The organism is Blautia sp. ZXY-1-B12 (genome assembly GCF_056339915.1).
This window is the reverse complement of sequence record NZ_JBWJVP010000193.1, coordinates 1-23,154: the sequence shown is the minus strand read 5'-3', so window position 1 is coordinate 23,154 and position 23,154 is coordinate 1. Positions and strand designations below refer to the sequence as shown.

General features: G+C 41.9%; 23 protein-coding genes, 3 tRNA genes and 1 pseudogene. 7 read left to right on the top strand and 20 right to left on the bottom strand.

The genetic code is table 11. The features are described 5' to 3' along the window. Positions 1-123 precede the first annotated feature (123 nt). From rpsR to AC075L_RS11230, 10 genes are all read right to left on the bottom strand, one after another. Complete coding sequence (rpsR, locus tag AC075L_RS11275) at positions 124-387, bottom strand: 30S ribosomal protein S18 (RefSeq protein WP_008707906.1); 264 nt, start codon at positions 385-387, stop codon at positions 124-126. 36 nt (positions 388-423) lie between these two features. Then, a complete protein-coding gene (locus tag AC075L_RS11270) occupies positions 424-885 on the bottom strand; it encodes a single-stranded DNA-binding protein (RefSeq protein ID WP_022380542.1) in 462 nt (153 codons plus the stop codon). Between the two features lie 79 nt (positions 886-964). Continuing rightward, positions 965-1,252 carry a 30S ribosomal protein S6 gene (gene rpsF / locus AC075L_RS11265; protein WP_020993443.1) on the bottom strand — a complete coding sequence of 96 codons (288 nt, stop codon included), beginning with the start codon at positions 1,250-1,252 and terminating at the stop codon, positions 965-967. A gap of 110 nt (positions 1,253-1,362) precedes the next feature. Further along, positions 1,363-1,554, bottom strand: a complete 192-nt coding sequence (locus AC075L_RS11260; RefSeq protein ID WP_008707901.1) for a DUF951 domain-containing protein — start codon at positions 1,552-1,554, stop codon at positions 1,363-1,365. A 31-nt stretch (positions 1,555-1,585) separates the two neighbouring features. Further along, positions 1,586-2,308 (bottom strand): NAD-dependent protein deacylase, encoded by a 723-nt coding sequence (locus tag AC075L_RS11255; RefSeq protein ID WP_022380543.1) that lies wholly within the window; start codon positions 2,306-2,308, stop codon positions 1,586-1,588. Positions 2,309-2,429: 121 nt separating this feature from the next. Beyond that, a complete protein-coding gene (gene srtB / locus AC075L_RS11250; RefSeq protein WP_022380544.1) occupies positions 2,430-3,242 on the bottom strand; it encodes a class B sortase in 813 nt (270 codons plus the stop codon). Positions 3,243-3,353: 111 nt separating this feature from the next. Continuing rightward, complete coding sequence (locus tag AC075L_RS11245; protein WP_476387689.1) at positions 3,354-3,530, bottom strand: hypothetical protein; 177 nt, start codon at positions 3,528-3,530, stop codon at positions 3,354-3,356. After that, the gene (locus AC075L_RS11240) at positions 3,527-4,921 is read right to left on the bottom strand and encodes an AAA family ATPase (protein WP_476387688.1); all 1,395 of its coding nucleotides are present in this window, start codon (positions 4,919-4,921) and stop codon (positions 3,527-3,529) included. The genes AC075L_RS11245 and AC075L_RS11240 overlap by 4 nt, the downstream gene beginning before the upstream one ends. A gap of 183 nt (positions 4,922-5,104) precedes the next feature. Then, entirely contained in the window at positions 5,105-6,343 is a 1,239-nt protein-coding gene (locus tag AC075L_RS11235) for a vWA domain-containing protein (RefSeq protein ID WP_022380546.1), read from the bottom strand. Continuing rightward, on the bottom strand, positions 6,312-6,620 hold the full coding sequence (locus AC075L_RS11230; protein WP_022380547.1) for a hypothetical protein: 309 nt from the start codon (positions 6,618-6,620) through the stop codon (positions 6,312-6,314). Before AC075L_RS11230 ends, AC075L_RS11235 begins: the two co-directional genes overlap by 32 nt. A 157-nt stretch (positions 6,621-6,777) precedes the next feature. Between AC075L_RS11230 and AC075L_RS11225 the strand changes: the two genes are divergently transcribed. Further along, entirely contained in the window at positions 6,778-8,499 is a 1,722-nt protein-coding gene (locus AC075L_RS11225; protein ID WP_022380548.1) for an ABC transporter ATP-binding protein, read from the top strand. A gap of 288 nt (positions 8,500-8,787) precedes the next feature. On the opposite strand, the gene AC075L_RS11220 is transcribed toward AC075L_RS11225, so the two are convergent. The 6 genes from AC075L_RS11220 to AC075L_RS11195 all read right to left on the bottom strand — a co-directional run bounded on the left by AC075L_RS11220 (position 8,788) and on the right by AC075L_RS11195 (position 16,042). Continuing rightward, the gene (locus AC075L_RS11220) at positions 8,788-10,020 is read right to left on the bottom strand and encodes a 6-phosphofructokinase (RefSeq protein ID WP_195990754.1); all 1,233 of its coding nucleotides are present in this window, start codon (positions 10,018-10,020) and stop codon (positions 8,788-8,790) included. 145 nt (positions 10,021-10,165) lie between these two features. Next, positions 10,166-11,557, bottom strand: a complete 1,392-nt coding sequence (locus AC075L_RS11215; RefSeq protein ID WP_195990753.1) for a uracil-xanthine permease family protein — start codon at positions 11,555-11,557, stop codon at positions 10,166-10,168. 160 nt (positions 11,558-11,717) lie between these two features. Beyond that, a complete protein-coding gene (locus AC075L_RS11210; RefSeq protein ID WP_022380550.1) occupies positions 11,718-13,439 on the bottom strand; it encodes a S8 family peptidase in 1,722 nt (573 codons plus the stop codon). A 60-nt stretch (positions 13,440-13,499) separates the two neighbouring features. Next, positions 13,500-14,282 (bottom strand): prolipoprotein diacylglyceryl transferase, encoded by a 783-nt coding sequence (locus tag AC075L_RS11205; RefSeq protein ID WP_008707888.1) that lies wholly within the window; start codon positions 14,280-14,282, stop codon positions 13,500-13,502. Positions 14,283-14,337: 55 nt separating this feature from the next. Then, the gene (locus AC075L_RS11200; protein WP_022380551.1) at positions 14,338-15,174 is read right to left on the bottom strand and encodes a hypothetical protein; all 837 of its coding nucleotides are present in this window, start codon (positions 15,172-15,174) and stop codon (positions 14,338-14,340) included. Between the two features lie 7 nt (positions 15,175-15,181). Then, positions 15,182-16,042, bottom strand: coding sequence for an HdeD family acid-resistance protein (locus tag AC075L_RS11195; RefSeq protein ID WP_055060232.1), 861 nt, complete (start codon positions 16,040-16,042; stop codon positions 15,182-15,184). Positions 16,043-16,504: 462 nt separating this feature from the next. Between AC075L_RS11195 and AC075L_RS11190 the strand changes: the two genes are divergently transcribed. From AC075L_RS11190 to AC075L_RS11175, 4 genes and pseudogenes are all read left to right on the top strand, one after another. Continuing rightward, positions 16,505-17,299 carry a GDSL-type esterase/lipase family protein gene (locus AC075L_RS11190; protein ID WP_008707883.1) on the top strand — a complete coding sequence of 265 codons (795 nt, stop codon included), beginning with the start codon at positions 16,505-16,507 and terminating at the stop codon, positions 17,297-17,299. Next, on the top strand, positions 17,296-17,772 hold the full coding sequence (locus AC075L_RS11185; protein WP_025579382.1) for a DUF4358 domain-containing protein: 477 nt from the start codon (positions 17,296-17,298) through the stop codon (positions 17,770-17,772). Before AC075L_RS11190 ends, AC075L_RS11185 begins: the two co-directional genes overlap by 4 nt. 155 nt (positions 17,773-17,927) lie before the next feature. After that, positions 17,928-19,317: pseudogene (locus AC075L_RS11180) on the top strand (MBOAT family O-acyltransferase). Between the two features lie 12 nt (positions 19,318-19,329). Beyond that, positions 19,330-20,523: a DHHW family protein gene (locus tag AC075L_RS11175; RefSeq protein WP_022380555.1), complete on the top strand. Its 1,194-nt coding sequence runs from the start codon at positions 19,330-19,332 to the stop codon at positions 20,521-20,523. Positions 20,524-20,791: 268 nt separating this feature from the next. Here AC075L_RS11175 and AC075L_RS11170 read toward each other — a convergent pair whose 3' ends face one another. After that, positions 20,792-21,529: a LytR/AlgR family response regulator transcription factor gene (locus AC075L_RS11170; protein ID WP_022380556.1), complete on the bottom strand. Its 738-nt coding sequence runs from the start codon at positions 21,527-21,529 to the stop codon at positions 20,792-20,794. A 359-nt stretch (positions 21,530-21,888) separates the two neighbouring features. On the opposite strand from AC075L_RS11170, the gene AC075L_RS11165 reads away from it, so the two are divergent. Beyond that, positions 21,889-22,119: a hypothetical protein gene (locus AC075L_RS11165; protein ID WP_476387687.1), complete on the top strand. Its 231-nt coding sequence runs from the start codon at positions 21,889-21,891 to the stop codon at positions 22,117-22,119. A 41-nt stretch (positions 22,120-22,160) separates the two neighbouring features. Then, entirely contained in the window at positions 22,161-22,724 is a 564-nt protein-coding gene (locus AC075L_RS11160; RefSeq protein WP_022380558.1) for a GNAT family N-acetyltransferase, read from the top strand. Positions 22,725-22,839: 115 nt separating this feature from the next. Here AC075L_RS11160 and AC075L_RS11155 read toward each other — a convergent pair. The 3 genes from AC075L_RS11155 to AC075L_RS11145 all read right to left on the bottom strand — a co-directional run bounded on the left by AC075L_RS11155 (position 22,840) and on the right by AC075L_RS11145 (position 23,137). Beyond that, positions 22,840-22,910: transfer RNA gene (locus AC075L_RS11155), tRNA-Cys, on the bottom strand. A 38-nt stretch (positions 22,911-22,948) separates the two neighbouring features. Continuing rightward, positions 22,949-23,020: transfer RNA gene (locus AC075L_RS11150), tRNA-Glu, on the bottom strand. A 44-nt stretch (positions 23,021-23,064) separates the two neighbouring features. Continuing rightward, positions 23,065-23,137, bottom strand: a tRNA-Asn gene (locus tag AC075L_RS11145). Positions 23,138-23,154: the final 17 nt, after the last annotated feature.

Genomic DNA, 23,154 nt, shown 5'->3' with positions numbered 1-23,154 from the left:
ACAGAAGAACGCACAAAAATAATGGTTATTGTGTTACTGTTCATTCTGTTCTATAGCAATTCTCGTAAATAATGCAAAAATGCTGCTCCGCCAAATGCGGAGCAGCATTTATCATCTTCAGAATTAGTCCTGGATGTATGGCATCATAGACATATGACGTGCTCTCTTGATAGCAACTGTCAGTGCTCTCTGATGTTTTGCACAGTTTCCTGTAATTCTTCTTGGAAGGATTTTTCCTCTTTCAGAAACATATTTTCTTAATTTTGCTACATCCTTGTAGTCGATCTCGTTATTCTCTTTACCACAGAATACACAAACTTTTTTTCTTCTGCGGCCGCCTCTTCTCTTCATTGGAGAGTCTGGTCTTTCGCCTCTATTGTAAGCCATGATTGCTTTCCTCCTATTTTATTCTATCAGTTTGTATTAAATAAACGGCAGTTCTTCATCAATTCCATCCGGAATGTTCATGAAACCGTCTGCACTGGCTGCTCCCGGAGCCGGCATGGATGGTGCAGGTGCAGGGGATGATGTCTGAGGATGGGAAGCTGCGTAATTATCGCTGGCCGCCTTGCTCTCAGCAAACTCCTGTTCCTCAACTACTACCTCTGTGGTATAAACCTTCTGGCCATCACGATTGGTGTAGCTGCCTGTCTGAATGCGTCCTGAAACAATGATCTTAAGTCCCTGACGGAAATACTTCTCAGCAAACTCGGCTGTACGTCCAAAGGATACACAACTGATAAAGTCTGCTGTTGCTTCACCGTCACGGCGGAATCTTCTGTCTACTGCCAGTGTATATCTGGCAATTGCCAATGCATTCTCTCCTGCGGAATATCTCACCTCAGGATCTCTTGTTAAGCGTCCCATTAAAATTACTTTGTTCATATAAATACCTCTTCGTTTCTGCTTTGAATGGTTGAACGGATCAATTAATGGTGCCTTCTAAAATCCACCCTGTATAAGATTATGCGTCTTTTCTTACGACTAAGTATCTTAATACATTGTCCATGATGCGAACGTGTCTTTCAACTTCCGCCGGGCACTGTGCGTCTGCTTCAAACTGAATGAAATAGTAGAAGCCTTCATGCATTTTCTGAATTTCGTAAGCTAATTTTTTCTTACCCCATTCTTCTACTTCTGTGATAGTGCCGTTGTAACGTGTGATGTATCCTTTTGCTTTCTCAACAACTGCATCACGTACTTCGTCTTCAACTTTTGCACTAACAACTAATGCTAACTCGTACTTGTTCATGTCTTGCTTTACCTCCTTATGGTCTGTTGGCCCTTTGCCTGTCAAAGAGCAAGGATATAAAATATATCACGAGTGTTGATTCTAACATAGTTTTTCGTGTCTGTAAAGTACTATTTTTCTTTTTTTATCAAATTTTTAGTATTTTTCTCAACCATCTTGCGCGGTACCATGATCTGATGTCCGCATCCTGTACATTTCAGGCGGAAATCAGCACCTACCCTTAAGATTTCCCAGTCTCTGCTTCCGCAGGGATGGACTTTCTTTAATGTAACAATATCACCAACTTCATAGGGAAGTCCCATAATCTCTTACTCCTCTTATATAACTTTGACACTAACAGTGAATCTGTGAAAATACCTGTCCGATCGGCCCCTGGATCAGAAGGTCTGCATATCTGTCTCTCGGAGTCGGGGATTTGTTGATCACTACAAGGTGCTCTCCCCGGAAGTAATCGATCAGTCCTGCTGCCGGGTAAACAGCCAGGGAAGTTCCCCCTATGATCAGCACCTGTGCCTCTGAGATTGCCTTCACTGCTTCATTGATCGTCTGATTGTCCAGACCTTCTTCATACAATACCACATCCGGCTTGATAATTCCACCACATTCGCATCTCGGAACACCTGTGGATGCTTTCATGTGGGCAAAATCATAAAATCTGTGACACTTCATGCAGTAATTGCGGTATACACTTCCATGAAGCTCCAGCACTTTCTTACTACCCGCCATCTGATGCAGATTGTCGATATTCTGGGTGATAACTGCTTTCAGTTTTCCTGCCTGTTCCAGTTCTGCCAGCTTCAGATGTGCTGCATTTGGTTTTGCAGTGTCACAAAGCATCTTGTCTCTGTAGAATTTGAAAAATTCTTCCGGCTTTCTCATAAAGAATGTATGGCTTAAGATCGTTTCCGGAGGATAGTCATATTTCTGATGATAAAGTCCGTCCTGACTTCTGAAATCCGGGATTCCGCTCTCTGTGGAAACACCTGCTCCACCGAAGAAGACAATATTGTCATATTTGTCTACAAGTTCCTGTAATCTCTCAACTTCTCCTGCCATTTAGAATTCCTCCTTTATTTTTTCAAAACACTGTTACTGAAATTTTATCATCTGAATTTTTATCGTCTGCTTTTACAGCAATACGATTTTCTTCTGATTCAGGTAACTGCTCTTCATAATTCTACTGCCCGACATCAAGTGTATCCACACGTTTTCCCTGGACAACATAACGGGTTGCCTCGTTTCCTGTACAGGTAGACAGAGTAATGATCTTGTCCTTTATGTTCATTCCTTCTGCATCTGTCTGAATCTCGGAATATCCTCTGATCTTTTCCAGATATTTTTCAAATTCCTCACCCGGTCCCTTAAACAGAGTATAGGTATCACTGTTCACACCTGTAGTGTACGCGGAGATAATCTCATACCTGTAGTTTTTCTCAGGTGTAAAGATCCAGAAATATTTGCTCTTCTTATAAGTCTCCTCATCCTGTGTAAATTTCTTAAGCTGTGCAAACATGGAACCATTTTTCATATTATGGCCATACACGATCGTGTTGCAGTCACTGAAATCTCCTTTATTTTCATAGTCCACGAAGATAGTTCCTGCAAAGTTATAATTCTTCTCATAAGTTCTGTGAAGATAAGTTTCATTGTCTTTGCCATGCACGATGGGGTAATTAATATCTGGCACTGCTTCCACATAAATCCATCCCACTACATCATTATTTACACTTTTAAGAGATGCAAAGTCAATATCCATAGGTGCTTTCAGCTCACTGCCGGCTTCCGGTCCTGCCGCTTCTCCATCCGGATCTCGTTCTGTTACTGCCATCTGTGTGATTGAATTGTACTCATCCGTACCTTTCTTATATTCTGTATAAATATGAAACAGATTATATCCTGCATAACAGAATACACAGATTGCTGCGATCAGAACAACCGTCAACACAACATCCCCTGCTGTCTTCTTTTTTTTAGGCTGTTTTTCTGACATTCTTCCTCCATTTCCGCAGCGTATTTCTGCTGCTATGTATCAGCTGCTGTCTGATTTGCTTCTATCAATAATATACTGACTGCCGTTTTCAGATACTGTCTGTAACAGATATTATACCCGGTCACGGCTTTCTTCCTGTAGTCTTTCATGCACTGCCTCCAGACACGCTTTTCGCAGTTCATTTTCTTCTTTATTATATAAAAGCATCTCGCTGTGTTCAAAATATGCCGGACAGCCATTTCCGGCAATAAACGAAGTCATTGACTTATCCGCTGTGATCCCTGTCACGAAAAGCAGCATTTCCTGATTTTCGCCAAAGCTCTCTTTAATAAATGAAAAGGCATTCTCGCAGTTTCTCCCTGGAGTTTCTGGATCATATCTTCTCTGCATACTGCTTCTTTTTCAAAACATTTACTGATCCGCTTAAATCCATTTTCAGCTGACCGCACATGTTCTTTCTTTGCTGTCAGAATATATTCCCTCAGCCTGCGGATTGCCGTCTCCTGATATTTCTGTTCTCTTACTGAGATCAGTTCCATCTTTACTTTGATCTGCAGACTGTTTTCCTGTTCCTGCACAAATTCTTCAAGCAATGAAATTCCCAGCTTCTCTTCCTCAGCATTCTTTCTCACCTGAGTTCTCAGATGCAGAAGCATCTCATAGAGTATCTCAAGCTGATGATCTGCCTGTCCGTATTCTTCCGCTTTTTCTCTCAATGCCCCCAGGATCAGATTTACAACTGCAAAACGCTCCTCAAAAGCTCCATCTGCAGCCATCTTCTCCTTCAGCGCCAGATTCTCCCGGCTCAGATTTCCGGACAGGATCGACGGGATTTCATAATCCTCCCCATACTTTGTATATAACTGATAAAAACCTGCAAAATCTCTGGCTGTTTCCTCTTTCTGGAGAAATTCCTCCACCAGTTCCTCACTGATCCCGATCCCCAGCTTTTCATAGCTTTGCAGAAGTCTTGAAAGATCCTCCCATCCCCTGGCAGTCACAAAGAATTTACCGTCTACTGTATTCTCCACCGCATAGAAATTGTTTTTCTTCACAGACAGATAAGAAATGATCGCCTGGTGCACCTTCTGCTGTCCTGCATATTTCAGCCAGATATCGCAGTCAGGCTCAATTGTAAGCTTACGGACACGGTCGAGTGTGACAATATCAAATTCCCTGACAGATTTATTATACTCCGGTGGATTTCCCGCTGCTACCAGAATCCAGCCTTCCGGAATCTTATGACTTCCAAAGGTTTTATTCTGGAGAAGTGCCAGCATTGCCGGTGCCAGGGTTTCAGACACACAGTTGATCTCATCAATAAACAGGATTCCCTCTTTCCTGCCTGTATTCTCCATACAATCATAGACAGATGCCACGATCTCACTCATTGTGTAATCTGTCACCATCATTCCTTTTCCACCGTAATTCCGTTTAACGATCTCCGGAAGACCGATGGCACTCTGACGGGTGTGATGGGTAATGGTGTAGGCTACAAGTCCCACACCGCACTCTGCTGCCGCCTGTTCCATAATGGCAGTTTTGCCGATTCCCGGCGGACCGATCAGCAACAGCGGTCTCTGACGGATCAGAGGATAAGTATAATATCCATTCTCATCCTTCGCCAGATATGCACGAAGTGTATTACAGATTTCTGTTTTTGCTTCCTGTATGTTCATTTTATTATCATACTCCTGCTAATTATTTAGTTACTGTTCACTCCGTTCCCAGCAACACGCTTCGCGATGCACAGAATTTATGCTAATCGCATAAATTCGCGCGGTATGTCTCGGGTTTTCTGTGACCTTCGCTCACAAAAAACACCTCGCGGGATATTACCAGTGAACAGTAACATTATTTACTCAAACTGACATCTGCTCCGCAGTTTGTCCCGTTCCTGTGATCAGACATTTCGCCCATGGCGGCACCAGTTTCATCTTGTCCGTCCGTTTCAGAAATACAAATGCAGTCTCATAATCCGGCTTTTGTCCCGGATAAATCCCGTCACCATCTGTAAAATAGATCAGTGCTCTGAGATTCTTCAGTTCTTTTCTCTCTTTTTCCTGACGGATCAATTCAAATACAGGGCGGAAATCTGTACCTCCCCTGCCCTGGATCTTAACGTTCCGGATGTATTCCTTCCACTCTTCCTCAGAATGGATCACATCCACTTTCTGGATAAAACAGTCGCACTGGACGATATATACCTTCATCCTGCTGAAAAAATTCTCTTTTTCACTTAAAATCCCATAGGTTTCACCCAGAAATCTCTGTACAGTTTCTCCTGAACATGAACCGGATGTGTCAATGGCGATCACCAGCTCCTCCAGACGGTTTACTTCTTTATACTCCAACGGTTCTATCAATGGAATATTTCCATAATGTTCCATTCCAAAGCTGTAAAAAATATAATCAAAGCTCTCCGTATCCAGCTCCACTTCCTCCCGCAGTCTGCAGAACTGCTTCAGAAATTTCCGGTAATCATATTTACTGCGGTAGATCTCATCCAGTTCTTCCTGCTGATCGTTTGTCTGAGTCCCTGCCCTGCTTTGCATACCGGTCTTATTCTGTGAGGTATAAGCAAGGATATGTTCCCATTTTTCCTTTGTTCTCCTGCCTCCTGATGCCTGTCCGGCAGTTCTCTGCCAGAATATGTGATCATCAAAAGTATTTGTGTTCACCTGTGTATCATCTGATTTTCTTTTCTTCAGGCTGATTTTGCCTTCTCCGACAGCCTTGTCGATCAGCTGCTCTACAAAACAGTCGCATTCCCTGTCCCATTCACCGGAATCTCTGTCAGGTTCCATGAAAATATGAAGGTACAGACAGTGAAGCAGCATGTGCAGATATCCTCTTCTTACTGCTGCCGGATCTTCCAGATATTTTTTCATAAGAAATACCGGATTAAAATAAATCAGCTCCCCGTCTGTCCCAATTGTATCAATGCTGCTGTCTGCTTTGTATTCCAGACTTGCAAATGCCCCGTCCAGATAAGGAAAGTCCAGATATAATTGATTTCTGCAGTTTTGCAGGATTTTTTTTCCGGTAAGTTCCTGCTCTGTTGTTGTTTTACAGTGAAAAGTCTTTTTTTGGGTATCCATATTTTTTATCTTTCAGATGAAGCAGCCATACCAGAGAACGCAGCTTTGCTTTTTCCTGTGCACATCTTATAAAATTCTCCAGCTCATTTGCGGAAAACCATCCGCATTTCTCGATCTGCTCCATCCTTTCTGTATCCTCATTCTCTATCAGAAGCTCCATTACAGAACGTATTCTGAGCTTCAGGTATTTCTGTATCTCCTGATATTTATCGGACTCTCTGTCCGGATTTTCCTGAAAATAAATCTCCAGAGCCTGTTCAAGCTTTCTGTCCTGCATCAGATCATCTTCCTCTCCTGTGAAATTACCATAACCACAATATAACACAAAAAAGCTTCATTTTAAAGTCCTGTTCCTGCCCCTCTATTGACTTTCCTTTCTGTTATGTTACTATAAAATCACATATATTCTATCACAGATGAAAGGATTTTATCTTATGAATACTATCAAAAAATTCATCCACTACTATGGTCCGTATAAAACGGTCTTTTTTATTGATCTGATATGTGCTGCCGTGATCAGTCTGATAGATCTGGCATATCCTCAGATCCTGCGGACTATGACAAAAACACTGTTCACTCAGGATCAGTCAAGGATTCTTCATGCACTGCCTGTGATCGCAGGAGGACTCTTTCTTATGTATGTGCTCCAATGTCTCTGCAAATATTATGTAACCTGCCAGGGACACATGATGGGAGCAAATATGGAACGGGATATGCGGCAGGAATTATTTGATCATTACCAACAGCTTTCATTTTCCTATTACAGTCAGAATAATTCCGGTCAGATGATGAGCAAGCTGGTCAGTGATCTTTTTGATATTTCCGAGTTTGCACACCATGGTCCTGAAAACCTTTTTATCTCTCTGGTAAAGATCATCGGTGCTTTTGTCTTTCTTTTCTTTATCAATAAGAAACTGGCATTTCCACTGATCATCCTTGTTATTGTTATGTTTTGGTTTTCCTTTAAGCAGAATGCCCGAATGCAGACAACTTTTATGGAAAACAGACGTAAGATCGGGGATGTCAATGCAAGTCTCCAGGACACACTTTCCGGTATCCGTGTGGTACAGTCCTTTGCAAATGAAGATATTGAACATAACAAATTCAAAAAAAGCAATGAAGCTTTTCTGCTTTCAAAGCGTGATAATTATCGCTGTATGGGAAGCTTTATGAGCTCTAATCTGTTCTTTCAGGGAATGATGTATCTGGTCACTCTGGTGTATGGCGGTTATCTTATTGCCAACGGAGAAATGCAGACTGCAGATCTTGCCATGTATGCACTTTATATCGGAATCTTTATCAGTCCGATCCAGATTCTGGTCGAGTTGGTCGAAATGATGCAAAAGGGTCTTTCAGGCTTTCGCCGTTTCCTTGATGTTATGGAAACAGAGTCAGAGATCACAGACGCTCCGGATGCCAGAGAACTTACTGATGTGAAGGGACATGTAAGCTATGAGCATGTATCTTTTCATTACAGTGACGATAATACCCCTGTTCTCAGTGATATCTCTATTGATATCCCTGCCGGAAAGTCTGTGGCACTTGTGGGTCCGTCAGGTGGCGGGAAAACTACTATCTGTTCTCTTCTGCCACGCTTTTATGATGTAACAGAGGGACGGATCACTATTGATGGAAAAGATATCCGCAGCCTGACTCTGAAGAGTCTCAGAAATAATATCGGAACTGTACAGCAGGATGTCTATCTGTTTGACGGTACGATCCGGGATAATATTGCATATGGAAAACCGGGAGCTTCTGATGAAGAGATTATTGCAGCTGCAAAGCGGGCAAGCATTCATGATTTTATTATGGAACTTCCACAGCAGTATGATACCTATGTCGGAGAACGCGGAACAAGACTTTCGGGCGGTCAGAAACAGAGGATTTCCATTGCACGTGTGTTCCTGAAGAATCCGCCGATCCTGATCCTTGATGAAGCTACGAGCGCTCTGGATAATGAGAGTGAACGATGGATCCAGAGAAGTCTTGAAGAGCTTTCACAGAACCGTACTACTATTACTATCGCGCACAGACTTTCTACGATCAGGGATGCGGATGAGATTATTGTGATCACTGAGGATGGGATTGCTGAGAGGGGGACACATGAAGAGCTGTTGGATATGAATGGGGTTTATGCGGCCTATTATAATATGTGATTTTATTTATTGTCTGACGGACGCGCAGGAAAATTAATGGTCTGGCGTGCGGTTTCGGACACTAAGATATTCTAAGGCGATAAAAATCTGCTAAAAGCATGAGCCCGCAGGGTCAAACTCGCTGTCGCTCAGACAGTGACCCTGCGGGCTCATAACGCATATTTTTATCGTCTAAGAATATCTAAGTATCCTGCAAATGCACGCCAGACCATTAATTTTCCTGCGCTGTTATAATATATGTCAGCAGTTTGCAAATATAAAAACAATGGATTCGCAATTTATTTGATACTATTTGCGGTATACGAATGACGGGAGGCCGTCTTTGCCGCAGGGGATCTGTACTGTTCCCTGGATCAGAGGGCGGGCGTAGTTTATGAAGGCTTCAGTGACGTCAGATCCGTCTTCTGTGATCCACTCTGGTGGAACTGTTTTTTCTTCGTTGCAGATGGCATTGACGTCTTCAAGACCACATTCCATGATATAGGTTCCGTCAGAGGTTTCTTTGCGGATAAATGAGATCATTTTTCCTGTTTCGCCGTTGAGGGCTGCCTGTACGCCGAATTCTCCGGCTTTGATGGCTTCCTGCTGGTCTGTGGCGGACATCATAGATGCAGAGCAACGCTGGCTGACGTTGAGTTCTACAGAACGGGCTTTTACACCGAGGCGGTTTCTGACAAGGTTTTCGAGATATTTACCACAGCCTGCCAGCATTTTGTGTCCAAAGGTATCAGTGCCTACGGAATTGTCGTATTCACAGATAAATGTGCCCTTGTCGTCATGGATTCCTTCTGATACGCAGACAATGACATTGCAGTTTTTCTCAAAGGAGTTCTCTACTGCTTTAAGAAATTCTTCCTGGTCAAAGGCTGTTTCCGGAAGGTAGATGAGAAGAGGGTTGTCTCCTGTATATTTGCGGGCAAGTGCAGATGCAGCAGTGAGCCATCCTGCGTGGCGGCCCATAATTTCTATAATCGTTACGGATTTCTTTTCATACACATTTGCATCTATGGTAATCTCGCGGACTGTAGAAGCTACATATCTGGCTGCACTTCCAAATCCCGGAGTATGGTCTGTGTGGATCAGATCATTGTCGATTGTTTTTGGTTCTCCGAGGATACGGATATCACTGCCTGTCTGCGCAGCATAACGGGAAAGTTTGCTCACCGTATCCATGGAATCATTTCCACCGATATAGAAAAACCAGCCAATATTCATTTCTTCAAATTTCTTAAAAAGTCTTGGATAAACCGGATCTTCCAGTGATTCCGGCAATTTATAGCGGCAGGAACCAAGATAAGCACCTGGTGTGACTTTCAGACCGTCAAGTTTCTCTCCCGGAAGTGCTTCGGCAAAGTCAAGAACTGTTCCATTTAAAAATCCTTCAATTCCATTTATCATTCCGTAAACATGCTCAATAGCTTCCGGATGACGCATTCCCTCGGATACAACTCCGTAAAGGCTGCTGTTAATTACTGCGGTAGGACCGCCGGACTGACCGACGATCAGATTCTTTCTGGACATAAGAAACCTCCTGTATCGTTTGATTTAATGTGATTGCTTTTCATTATATCATACAACTACCTTCCATAGCAATTCAATAAAAAGGTGTGTTCCCACATCCCCCTGTGAAAGCACACCTTATATTTCCCATATTCAGTTTCTGTTTTTATTCCCCGAATTCCCTGTGGTCTTCTTCCAGTTTCTGTTCTATTTTAATCTTTTTTTTTGCCTCTTCTTTCTGCTCATCCCGTGTTTTCGGAAGGATCACATTAAGCATTACTGCAATAATAGTTGCAAGGACAACCGGTGATTTACCGAAAATTGTTGTTACCCATGTGGGAAAGCTTGCAAGTGCAGCTGTTGCCTGAGATACACCCATTCCCAGTGCAGCTGCAAGTCCTACGATAGATGAATTACGGTAATCCATCTCAGCAGAAGCAACCAGCTTCATACCTGTCATTGCGATCGATGCAAATACAGACACAGTTGCACCACCCAGTACACACTGAGGAATCGTTGTCAGGATAGCTGAGAATTTCGGAACCAGACCTGCTATACCGAGAATTGCAGCTGCAAGTCCCAGTACCCAACGGTTGATAACCTTTGTAGTTGTAACAATACCAACGTTCTGGCTGTATGTTGCTGTGGGAAGTCCGCCGAGCAATGCGCCTACAACGTTAGAAAGACCATAACCAACGATTCCGCGCTGCAGTTCATCATCCTTAGGTGTTCTGTCCATAGCTCCGATCGTAGTCGCTGAATAATCACCGATTGCCTGAATAGAGTTGATAGCAAATAAAATTCCCAGTGCAACACAGGAAGACGGCTCAAACTGTACTCCAAAATGCATCAGAGATGGAAGCTGACAGACACCTGCTTCCCCTATGCTTGAGAAATCTACCATTCCAAACGGAATAGAAACCAGATATCCCACTATAATACCGATCAGAATAGATGCCAGTTTCCAGATTCCCTTTCCAAAATGATTCAGAACTGTAACAACGATCAGCGTGAAAAATGCAATTGCCCAGTTCTGCCAGGATCCGTAATTCGGACTGCTGGTACCGCCTGCCATATAATTAATGGCAGTCGGATACAGGGAAAGACCGATGGTAAATACGACTGTTCCTGTAATTAGCGGCGGGAAAAATACCCGAATCTTCTTGACCAGCAAACCCATAACAACTGCTACGATACCACCAACAATCTCCGCACCCATGATTGCTGCTATTCCATACGATTCCGCTATCGCCTGCATACTTGGCACGTAAGCAAAGCTGACACCCATGATAATAGGCAGGCCTGAGCCAATTGCAAATTTCGCCTTTCCGCCAATCGGAAACAGCTGAAGCAAAGTTGACAATGCTGCAATGACCAGTGCCGACTGAATCAGGATAACCTGGTCTTCTCTGGAGAGTCCGCCTGGAACTGCTCCGGAAACGATGATCGCCGGTGTGACACAGCCAACGATCATAGCTACGACATGCTGCATGGCAAGGGGTAAAGCCTCACTCATGTGGGGGATTCCGTCAGTTTCAAAAATACTGCCTCTCTTCATAATTGCCTCCCAATTTCTTTTGTACGATTGTAACATTTTTTGTCCAAAAAAACAATTAGACAGTCTAATTATTTTTGGTCTAAAACTATACAATATTTACTCTTAAAATTTGGTTATTATTTTATCTTTTATATGTATTTTCCAGTATTTCATAAACCTTTCAGTTTATAATCTCAAATGTCCGATACAGATCCAGTCTTCCATATCCCCATCCCGGATTTGGGTATTCCATCTGTTCTTCTCTCACTGCCCCTTTCTGCAGATAAAACTTCACCGTATTTCCCGATGCATAAGGAATATTTCCTCTCACGATCGCCCATTCCTGCACCAATGCTGCTGCTCCTGCAACAACAGCCGAAGAAAGACTGCTCCCCGAAGCCTTTCCAAACGCCCCTCCCGGCAATGGAATGAGCAGATCTACTCCCGGTGCTGCCAGATCAGGTGTCACCTGGTTATTTGGAGTAAACCCTCTCCCAGCCTGAAAATACAGACTGTTATCCAGATACTGATAAGCTGTTGCCGTAATACCTCTGGTTGAATCCCCAGGTGCAGTAACAGTTATATAAGGTGTAGACTCCAGAAAATAAGTATCCGGCGAAATCAGCCCTTGCACCGGAAGCCACATGTGAAACCTGCTTCCCGATATTCCTTTTTTACTGACATTTACCTTCCAGATACCTGCTGCCGGATGAAAGAAGCGAAAATAAATCAGCTGTTTCCCGGTCATCCGCTCCATCTTTACGTAATTGACCAGCACTTTCGTCTCCACAAAAATGAAACTTAATTCCTGAGTACCTGCACCAAGAGAACTGCTCACATACAGCTTTTCTCCTGCCGGTGACTGTAACGATATCCCATAGTCATCCGGCGGATCTCCCCAAAATTCCATGGAAAATCCTTCTTCTTTATCCGCAATACGAAGTTCAACAGTATCCTGATTTTTCACATAGTCCAACTCTGCTGTATAATGATGCTGTGCTGCACCCTCATTTCCTGCTGCCACAGATACTGATACCTGAGAATCTTCATTAATATAATCTACATATCGACTCAGCTCACTGTCACCAACATGTGCGCTCTGATTGGTGCCAAGTCCCAGACAAACGGAAACCGGCATTCCCATCTCTTGTGCCATCTTCACTGCAAAAGAAATCCCCAGCATAATGTCGTCTTCCTGAAATACCGGTGCCTGTGGCGGATACTGGTAAAATTTTCTCAGATAGGATTTTGCTTTCTTTAATTTCACCACAATGATCGTTGCTTTCGGAGCTGCTCCTGAGAAATTTTCTGTGGGTACAAAATTGCCTGCTGCCAGCCCTGCCATAGCTGTACCATGTCCGTTCTCATCCAATGAGGGTACAATCTCCTGTGGATTCTCCGACAGCAATGCCTGATTAATTTCCTCTCCGGTAAAAACCTTTCCATAAGGAACCTGTTCATCCTCATTTCCCGGAATTGTCTGATCCCAGATATATGCAATACGGCTTACATCTCCGTTTCGAAAGATTGGATTCAGATAATCAATCCCGGAATCAATCACTGCGATCACTGTGCCCTCTCCCTGAAGTTTCAGATAGGGATGATTATGTAACCGCGTAATCCCGGATGAATTTAATGCATCCGCATCCATAAATGTATAACACTTCGGCAAAGATGCATACGTATAGGAATTAATTTCCAGCGGACCAATCTCATTCAGCGGAATATATAGAATTCCAAACAATTCATTCACAGGAAGAAATTTTCCGCCCATATTCTGTCCATGTTTTACAATAAAATCCCCGTACTCTTCATCCTGTGCCGGCGGTATTGACGGCTCAGCATGAATGCCCGGGGGGTTTTCCTGCTGTATCTGCACTTCAAAATCGTCAGGTCCGAACATTACTGTCCTCCCTGGATTTTTTATACATGATATGCACAATATATGCTCTTTATGACAATTCTAACCTTTACTGTTCAGACTGATATTCGCTTCCTGCTTTTGTTTCTTCACAACAGTCAGTAATAATATAATTCCAGCCACAGTTGTAAAAATACTGATAAACTGCGAAGTCGACAATACTCCTACGCTTCCTCTTTCAATATCTCCTCTGAAAAATTCGATCACAAATCTTCCTATACTGTAGAAAATAAGATAGCAGGCAGCCACCTGTCCATCTGCTTTCTTATGCTTTGCCACATAAAGCAGCAACAGAAAATGGGCAAAATCCAAAAAACCGGAATAAATCTGTGTCGGGATCAGAGCAACATTGTTGGGTGCAAAATCTGAATTTGTAAACGTAACCGCCAGAGGCCCTGAAGTTTCTTTCCCATAACAGCAGCCTGCCAGAAAGCATCCAATCCTGCCAAATCCCTGTGCCAGTGCAATGGATGGCATCATCAGATCAAAATACTCCAGAAATTTCAACTTCTTTATCCTGCAGTACAGCCAGCCCACCAGAATTCCTCCGATGATTCCTCCATATACCACAAATCCATCTGATCCTATGATCTGCCTTGGATTCTGCAGAAATTCCCTCCAGTTGGTGATCCAGAACAAAATCTTCGCAGATGTAAATCCACCAATGGCGCACCACACTACCAGATAAAAAATATGTTCACATGCAAGTTTCAGTTTACGCGCTCTCTGCTCAGCCACAAACCAGGCAGCCAATACTCCCATGGCAATCATAAATCCATAACCATATACCGTCAACGGTCCTATATGCAACAATTCATTATGCATGTCTCAAATCCTCTCAAATCTTAAAATACTTCCTGTCACTCTCTCATTTTATTTATTATTCACAGTCGGATTTCCCAAATAAACCTTCAAAAACCTCCAGCAATTTTTCATTTGCATAATCATTGGCTTCATTCTCATGTACCGCTTCCGCATCTGCTTCTCCGCAGATATCCACACCGGCAATCTTTCCACTGCTTTCTTTTGCACATTCCAATACAGTCTGTACACCGGACACCAAAGTTGTCAGCCTCATATCCCCCTGGCTCCATGTCGTCTGTGCATCCTCTGTACAAAGCACATCTTTATCAACAGATATATATAATGGAAGGAATTTTTCAGCATCTTCCTGTAAACCTTCCGATTTTCTCCAATTACATACTTCACTGACTGTTTCCCTGAGAAACCAGTTTCTCTCTTCATCATTCATCACCTGAAGTTTCTCTCTGGAGAGAAATATCACTCTGTCCTTCAGATTCTCATCTACCTGCTCATAGGCTGCTTCATCCGGTCCCACAAGGATCACATATTTCAGATTCTCCAGTTCCTCCAACGCTGCCGCGATCCATCCTCCACACGACAAAATCCCACCAAAAGCCGGAGGCTGCATATCTGTATGATTATCGTATACCAGCAGACAGAACGGTTGATCCATTCTTGTCAGCCAAAGTCTTGTCATATAGTGATAATTGCCGGAATCAATAAAATGGATTCCGGCAGTTGGATAATTTTCTGTTCGTTTATTAATCTCTGCGATTGCTTCCTCATCACAATAGCAGTTTGTCCCACAGACATCCTGAAGCTCAATCCAGGATACCTGTCTGTTTTTCCAGAATTCTTCTTCTCTGTAAATTCCGGAGAAATTCATCAGTACAATGGGATTCTGTTCCTGCATATTTCACTCAGTCCTTCCATTCTTCCAGCGGTTCATCATGATTTTTCAGCATTTCCCGGATTTCTCTGCCGGGACTTTCCACGCCTTCATCCGGAGTCTGCATCTCTGCATCCAGAATGGCGTCTGCATCTGCTGCATCTGCAGTCTTCCCGGTTTCTATTTCCATCTCCGCTTCCTGAACCTGAGAATCTGTATCTTGCTTCCATTCTGTTTCATCTTCATTTAAAGATTTATCCTGCACTTTTTCGTCCAGACCTGCATCTGCCGGGTCATCCCATGGTTTCTCTTTGCCATTCTCTTCCTGTTCTTTTTCAGCACAGAGTTTTTCGGATTTTTTCATTCCAAGACGAATCATGATCAAAAATACAATGTCTGCCACTCCATCAGCAGTCAGAATAATTCCGGAAAACAGGATCATCCGGGTTACACTCAAAAAAGAATAGAGCAACATGGAAACACCCAGCGCAATAAATACCAGACAGCCAATAAGAATAATCTTCCAGCGTCCTCTCTGGGCTTTTTTCAGTCTGTAACTTCCCTTTATCTTCCAGATACTGTCAACCAGTACCAAGGCTCCCAGTAAATATGGCAGGATTTTGATCACGATCTGCGGTGTAAAGAAAAGAAAAATTCCAAGCACCATGACGATTACACCCGTAAACAGATCAAGAATCGTTGCCTTTTCCTTCTCAGCTGTATAAATAACAATATGATAAATACCGGAAGCGATCATTACCAGTCCGAATACAATCTTGCAGATAATGTTTACGGTCTGGTCCGGAACCAGGAGCAGACACAGACCAAATGCCAGATAAAAAACCGATGATAAAATCTCGCTTTTTAAAAAATCAGAAACTTTTTTCCCCATAACCTTTTCCTCCTGACTGTATGATAGCAAGTCCACACCCACTCTTATTGCTTTTCGCAATCTCCGCAGGGGACTTACTTGATTCGGTTAAAAAGTTACTGTTCACTCCGTTCACAGTAACTTAGCCAAAATTCATTCCAGATTGCCTGCGGCAATGGAATTTTGGCTTGTATGTCTCGGGATTTTGGCATGAATATGCCAAAACACCTCGCGGGATAGTGATGTGTGAACAGTAACGTTAAAAATACTATTCTATTGCTTCTATTAAGATAGTATAACTTCTTTCTTTCTCTTCGTCCACAGGCAACTGCATGACTTTGTGTAAAATTTGTGAATTTTTCCTTGCAGTTTTTTTAGTGCGTATTATAATTATAGCGATACTCATAAATAATACATTTGAAAGTATTGCTATAAATAAAACTATGTCATAAAATGGATATTTTTCCATAGGAAGGATTTATTTTGAAAAAACAACCAAAGAATAAAGTTTTATTTCTTATCCCTGTCGGTGTTATACTCGCCGGTGCAGTGATTTTTTTATGCACCCGCGGAAATGAGAATGATTCTGTCTGTAAAGAAAATGTAGCCCGCCTTCAGGCTCTGGAAAATTCAGACATTTCACAGACAGAAGAACAGCTTCAGGCTCTGAAACAGACAACCGGCATTTCTTCCGGTTCTGATGCTTCAGACGGTTCTGGATCTACCCTGTTAAGTGATGTAGAAATCCGACAGGTTTTTGCCGGAAACGTCATCATCGGTGACTCTATCACAGAATCCATCGTAGAATACGGATATCTAGATACGGATGTGGTAGTCAGCAAACGAGGATTAAATGTAGGTGCAGCCGATGATCAGATCAGTACGGCAATTGCTCTGAATCCCTCTCATGTATTCATGGCATTTGGTTCCAACGACCTGGAAATATATGGTTCGGCTTCATCAGAATTTATTGATGCATACAGGACGCAGATAAAGAAAATCCAGACAGCCTTACCGGATGTCCCAATTTATATCAACTGCATTCTGCCGATTACTGATGAAGCGATCGCACAGACTCCTGATCTTGGATATTACCCTGATTATAATGAAGGACTTATCAAACTCTGTCAGGAAATGGGATGTACCTTTATTGACAATTCAACGATTGTAACAGACAGTTCAGAGAATCTGTATGAACCGGACGGTGAACATGTGATTCAGGACTACTATCCCAAATGGCTGACAAATATGGCACAGATTGCGGGGTTAAAGGCATGAAAAATTATTTACATATTTTTATCAAAGGTGCATTTGTTCTTTTCCTTATCGCATATCTGACTGTCCTGTATACCTCCGACAGCGCAAAGAATGTACCCATGGAACAGATTGCACAGACTATGGAACAGGATTCTGATATCACTTCTTTAAATAAAGAAGCACGTTCTGATCTGAAACATTATTATCAGACAGATGACCGCAATATTGACGGTTATTTCTTCTACAAAGCCGCTTCACCCATGGCAGTAGAAGAAATCTGTATTATGAAGGCCACTGACAATACCCAGGCAAATACTTTGCTTGAAAATGCAAACGCCCATCTCTCCGGTCAGAAGCAGGTATTTGAGGGCTATGGCACAGATCAGATGGCTCTTCTGAACAATGCAGTTGTTGGAAAAAAAGGAAACTATGTATATTATATGTGCGGCGCAGACGCACAGAACTGGCGCACTGCCTTTCTTTCCATGATATAAGCATTTTACTTTAATCCTCGTAACTGTTCCGCATTTTACGCTAATGGACTGCAGAACCATTACTATGGCAGTCCTCTTAATAATACCGTTAAGAGAAAATGCAGTTAAGAGAATTACTATAATATTCATAATATCCAGATTGGAGAACTTTTAATATGGTATTCAACAGTATATTTTTTATATTCTGCTTTCTTCCGGTTTTCATGCTGATCTACTACCTGGTACCGGGAAAGCTCCGCAATCTGCTGCTGTTTTTGGGCAGTCTGATCTTTTATGCCTGGGGAGAACCTGTATATGTGATCCTCATGCTGTTTTCCAGTATCTTCAACTATTATATGGGTACAGAACTGGAACGTTTATATTATGACGACAGGAAACAGAAAATTAATCTGATTTTCTCGATCATTATAAATCTTGCAGTACTTGTGTTTTTTAAATATTATGGTTTCTTACTTAACACAATCGGAGGAATCATCGGTATCCATATCCCTCATCCGGAGCTTTCGCTGCCGATAGGACTTTCTTTCTACACTTTCCGTAATTTGTCCTATCTTTTTGATATTTATTTAAGCAAGGTCAGTGCGCAGCGAAATTTCCTGACCTTTGCCGTATACAGCACAATGTTTCCTTATACCTCTGCCGGACCAATCGTACGATATACGGATATAGAGACGCAGCTGAAGCAGCGCACCATCAATATCTCCAAATTCGGTACCGGTGCAGAGCTTTTTGTCAAAGGTCTTGCAAAGAAAGTTCTTCTGGCAGATAATCTCTCGGTTTTATACAGCAGTATCTGTGGTCATCCACAGATGTCTGTATTTACTTCATGGCTTGGCATTCTGGCTTATACAATGCAGCTTTATTTTGACTTCAGCGGCTATTCGGATATGGCCATCGGTCTGGGAAAAATGCTGGGATTTGATTTTAATAAGAAACTTTGATTATCCCTATATTTCCACCAGTGTTTCTGAATTCTGGAGACGCTGGCATATTTCTCTTGGAAGCTGGTTCAGAGATTATATTTATATCCCGCTTGGCGGTAATCGGGTCTCCACTCTGAAACATATCCGAAATATCCTTGTGGTATGGGCACTTACCGGTCTGTGGCATGGTGCAAGCTGGAATTTCGTACTATGGGGTGTTTATTACGGACTCTTCCTTTTACTCGAAAAATTTGTACTTCAGAAATATCTGAAAAAAATACCATCCTGGCTTTGCACTGTATACACTATGCTTGTAGTCATGATCGGATGGGTATTCTTCAGCCAGACAGACTTTGGTGCCCTTGGCCATTACCTTGGAACTATGTTTGGGATCGGAGCTTCCGGTTTCATAGACAAAACTGCACTTTACTACCTCAAGACAGGATTTATCCTTCTTCTGATCAGTATTCTTATGTGCCGTCCTGCTCCTTACCAGTACTTTAAGCGTCTGGTCAGACGCAGACCTGTTGCTGCAGTGATCATAAATCTTATTTTATTTGCATTATCGATTGCCTATATGGTTTATAACTCTTACACACCATTTTTATATGCAAAATTTTAGAAGGTAAACAATATGAAAAAATCATTAAGAAATTATCGTTTATTTTTCCACAGAATGGGACTTTTGTTTTTATTTATCCCCTTGATCGTACTCATTCTGAGCATTGTGCTTCCTGACAGAGGATTTTCTGAAAAAGAAAACCGCGTACTTTCTTCCCTGCCTCATTTAAACGGCAGTCAGATTGCTTCCGGCGGATTTGAAAAACAATTTGAAACCTATGAAAATGATCAGTTTCCACTTCGCGATCTGTGGATTACCCTGAAAGCCGGAACTGACCGTCTGATGGGAAAAGTAGAATCTAATGGCGTATACGTTGGAAAATCCGGATATCTTATGGAAGAATTTAAAGCGCCTGATCAGACACAGTATGACGCCACTGTAAAAGCAATGACTGACTTTGCGCAAAAACATTCTGATCTGAAACAATATGCACTGATCGCCCCAAATTCTGTGAATATCCTGAGCGACAGGCTTCCTGCTTTTGCCCCTGTCCAGGATCAGAATTCCTGGCTTGACAGCCTCTCTGCCTCCCTGACCGATGCAGGTGTGACCTTTATTGATGTTCGCAGCACTTTTAAAGATCACAAAATGGAAGACCTCTATTATCACACTGATCATCACTGGACTACCCAAGGTGCTTATTATGCCTATCTTAAGGCAGCCAAAGATATGGGAATTGATACTTCAGCAGACACTTATGACAAAGCACCTGTCACCCGTTCTTTTCAGGGAACACTGTCTGCCAAAAGCGGTTTCCGCTCCGGCGAAAAAGATGAGATCGATGTATTTCTCCCCACCGGAGATCAGGCGCTCTCTTCTGTAGTTAATTATGTAGACGAACAGAAAAAAAGTGCCAGCTTCTATGATACCGAGAAACTTGAGACAAGAGATAAATATGCATTATTCTTTGGTGGAAACCACGCTCAGATAAAGATCAGTACTCCTACTGAAACAGATAATACACTGCTTGTGCTTAAGGATTCATACGCAAACAGCTTCATCCCATTTCTTGCTCAGCATTACCGAAAGATCATAATGATTGATCCCCGTTATTACTTTGGAGATCTGGAGCAGTTAATGCAGGTTGAAAATGTTCAGGAAATTCTGTACCTGTATAATGCTAATACCTTCTTCACAGACACTTCTCTGGAGCTTGCCCTGACAACTGCTGAACAGGATTCTTCTGATACATCTGATATCAGATAATATTATATCAAAAAATCCCCACCGAAATCTCAATGCCGAGGAAACATTGACTTTCGGTGGGGATTTTTCACACATTCACACACATTTTATAACACACACTTTTCACACACTTTTTAATAATAGGTCAGGTATAACGACTGATTTAAAACAATAATACTGTGTCTTGCATTCCCCGTTCCCAGTTTATCTGTTTTTTATATCAGCTGTACCTTAATGTGTATTATATCAGCATTTACGCCCTCTTTTCATTTTATGCAAATTCAGCAATTTATTCTGCAAAAGTGTCCTTTGAGTCTCCAAAATGATTTACAAAATAATCATAGTACGTATCCAGTATTTCTTTCCGCCCACGAACACGTATAGGCACAAGTGTTCCATCTTCCATAATAAAATCGTCCTCTACATCCTTAATATAATCCATATTTACCAGATAACTCTGATGGCAGCGCAGAAAACGTTTCTCGTTAATTCTCTTCTCAATTTCTCCCAGCTTGTCCACTGTTATAATTTCGGAACCATCTGACAGATGCAGGGTGACATTATGTTTATTGCTGTCAATATACATGATATCATCTGTACATGGATAACGGTACTGTCTTCTGTTTTTAATCGCAACACGCCTTTTCATATCCGTTTTAAGAATCCTGTTCAGAAGTTTCATCAGTTTCTCTTCTGAAAATGATTTCAACAAATATCCGGAAGCCTGTACTTCATAACTCTCTATGGCATAATCCGGTGAGGCGGTAAGAAAAATGATCGGCACCTTACACTGTATCTGTCTCAATTTTCTTGCAGTTTCCATTCCATTAAGTTTCTTCATACAAATATCCAGAAAAAGCAGATCCATAGCAATGTATCCTTCTTCCACATCGGCTATAAGCGTCTCTCCTGAATCATATTCTACAATTGAAACCTCTTCATTTATTTCTTCAAAATACTGACACAATATTTCTTTTAAAAGAAGTCTTTCAATCTCAACATCATCACAAACGACGATCGTTTTCATGTAATTTCCCCTTTCCGTATCAATATAAAAAGCAGCTTCCAAAATCCTGTCAGTCGCAAAGTTCTGACATTTATCTGTAAACAGCACAATTTCTATTAATTATATATGCTTAATCCTACGTATTCAAGTACTTTTTTCATTTATTTTACTTTTTTATAACAATCATTGTTGTTTACTTTTTTTGTGTTATACTTATATGGCAGCTTCACTTATGACAGCACTTTGGTAAAACAATCATATACTGAACTGTTACTCTATTTAACCGAATCAGGTAAGTCCCCTGCGGAGCAGTTATTCGGTGTAAAGCTGCGTAGCAAAGCGGATGATTTTATCCGCTTGACACAGAAAGAAGGAATTATATGCGTCAGGAAAAATTTAAAATGGAACGTCAAGGATTAATAAATGTGGGAGATGAAATAGAAATTTCCGAATATCAGTCTTTTATGAATTACAGTTATATCATTGAACCGGCTGTGGCAATGTCCGGCTGTTATCCCAATGCAGAACGCATCAAATCCAGAAAAGGAATCGTAAAAAATATTGAACATACACCGCGAGGTTTTATAGTGACTGCAAAATTTGATGAATAGTTACATATATTTTTCAAACACACTTCAGAAAGGAAATTATCATGGACAATAAAATAATAATCCGTACCGCTTCTGCTGCAGATGCACCGGCACTGCTTAAAATTTACAGACCATATGTAGAAAATACAGCCATCACCTTTGAATATGATGTTCCCTCCACAGAAGAATTTGCTTCCCGGATTCAACACACTCTGAGAAAATACCCTTACCTTGTAGCTGAGGAAAAAGGAACTTTGCTTGGATATGCATATGCAGGTCCTTTCCATGAAAGACCTGCATATGACTGGGCTGTGGAAACATCTATTTATGTTGATCAGTCTCTTAAACACAGAGGGATAGGCCGCAGGCTTCATGATGCCCTTGAAACCGCTTTACGTGAACAGGGTATCTTGAATATGAATGCCTGCATTGCCTATCCTCCAAAGGAAGATGAACATCTTGACAAAAACAGTGTAGAATTTCACACTCATATGGGATATCGTCTTGTAGGTGAGTTCCATAAATGCGGTTACAAATTCAACCACTGGTATAATATGGTCTGGATGGAGAAGCTGATCGGTGAACATCTAACAGTTCAGGAGCCACCGAAATTCCCTCTCCTGTAGCCTGTTATTTCTGTGACTTCCAGAAATTATCAGAATCCATCCTGTGTCACTATCGCAAGTGTCAGTATACATTAACACAAAAAAACCTTAGAAGATATTTCTAAGGTTTTTCAAGAGGTGCCACCCGGATTTGAACCGGGGATAGAGGTGTTGCAGACCTTTGCCTTACCACTTGGCTATGGCACCATATTCACTTTTTATTATATGTAAGAAATCTTACATAATGACTCCAAGGGGATTTGAACCCCTGTTACCGCCGTGAAAGGGCGGTGTCTTAACCGCTTGACCATGGAGCCTGGTAGAAAATTGAATTTGATATCGGACTTCATGTTTCCGAAAACTCCCCCTGTTGGACTCGAACCAACGACACTGCGGTTAACAGCCGCATGCTCTACCGACTGAGCTAAGGAGGAATAAAGGTTTGCACCTT

Coding starts and splice junctions, on each gene's coding strand:
- AC075L_RS11205 (WP_008707888.1), bottom strand. CDS start 14,282: ATGCATAATGAATTGTTGCATATAGGACCGTTGACGGTATATGGTTAT.
- AC075L_RS11240 (WP_476387688.1), bottom strand. CDS start 4,921: ATGAACATACAGGAAGCAAAAACAGAAATCTGTAATACACTTCGTGCA.
- AC075L_RS11215 (WP_195990753.1), bottom strand. CDS start 11,557: ATGAAGAGAGGCAGTATTTTTGAAACTGACGGAATCCCCCACATGAGT.
- AC075L_RS11175 (WP_022380555.1), top strand. CDS start 19,330: ATGAAAAAATCATTAAGAAATTATCGTTTATTTTTCCACAGAATGGGA.
- AC075L_RS11235 (WP_022380546.1), bottom strand. CDS start 6,343: ATGGATACCCAAAAAAAGACTTTTCACTGTAAAACAACAACAGAGCAG.
- AC075L_RS11185 (WP_025579382.1), top strand. CDS start 17,296: ATGAAAAATTATTTACATATTTTTATCAAAGGTGCATTTGTTCTTTTC.
- AC075L_RS11225 (WP_022380548.1), top strand. CDS start 6,778: ATGAATACTATCAAAAAATTCATCCACTACTATGGTCCGTATAAAACG.
- AC075L_RS11170 (WP_022380556.1), bottom strand. CDS start 21,529: ATGAAAACGATCGTCGTTTGTGATGATGTTGAGATTGAAAGACTTCTT.
- AC075L_RS11165 (WP_476387687.1), top strand. CDS start 21,889: ATGCGTCAGGAAAAATTTAAAATGGAACGTCAAGGATTAATAAATGTG.
- AC075L_RS11270 (WP_022380542.1), bottom strand. CDS start 885: ATGAACAAAGTAATTTTAATGGGACGCTTAACAAGAGATCCTGAGGTG.
- rpsR (WP_008707906.1), bottom strand. CDS start 387: ATGGCTTACAATAGAGGCGAAAGACCAGACTCTCCAATGAAGAGAAGA.
- AC075L_RS11210 (WP_022380550.1), bottom strand. CDS start 13,439: ATGTTCGGACCTGACGATTTTGAAGTGCAGATACAGCAGGAAAACCCC.
- AC075L_RS11255 (WP_022380543.1), bottom strand. CDS start 2,308: ATGGCAGGAGAAGTTGAGAGATTACAGGAACTTGTAGACAAATATGAC.
- AC075L_RS11260 (WP_008707901.1), bottom strand. CDS start 1,554: ATGGGACTTCCCTATGAAGTTGGTGATATTGTTACATTAAAGAAAGTC.
- srtB (WP_022380544.1), bottom strand. CDS start 3,242: ATGTCAGAAAAACAGCCTAAAAAAAAGAAGACAGCAGGGGATGTTGTG.
- AC075L_RS11230 (WP_022380547.1), bottom strand. CDS start 6,620: ATGCAGGACAGAAAGCTTGAACAGGCTCTGGAGATTTATTTTCAGGAA.
- AC075L_RS11200 (WP_022380551.1), bottom strand. CDS start 15,174: ATGCAGGAACAGAATCCCATTGTACTGATGAATTTCTCCGGAATTTAC.
- AC075L_RS11220 (WP_195990754.1), bottom strand. CDS start 10,020: ATGTCCAGAAAGAATCTGATCGTCGGTCAGTCCGGCGGTCCTACCGCA.
- AC075L_RS11160 (WP_022380558.1), top strand. CDS start 22,161: ATGGACAATAAAATAATAATCCGTACCGCTTCTGCTGCAGATGCACCG.
- rpsF (WP_020993443.1), bottom strand. CDS start 1,252: ATGAACAAGTACGAGTTAGCATTAGTTGTTAGTGCAAAAGTTGAAGAC.
- AC075L_RS11195 (WP_055060232.1), bottom strand. CDS start 16,042: ATGGGGAAAAAAGTTTCTGATTTTTTAAAAAGCGAGATTTTATCATCG.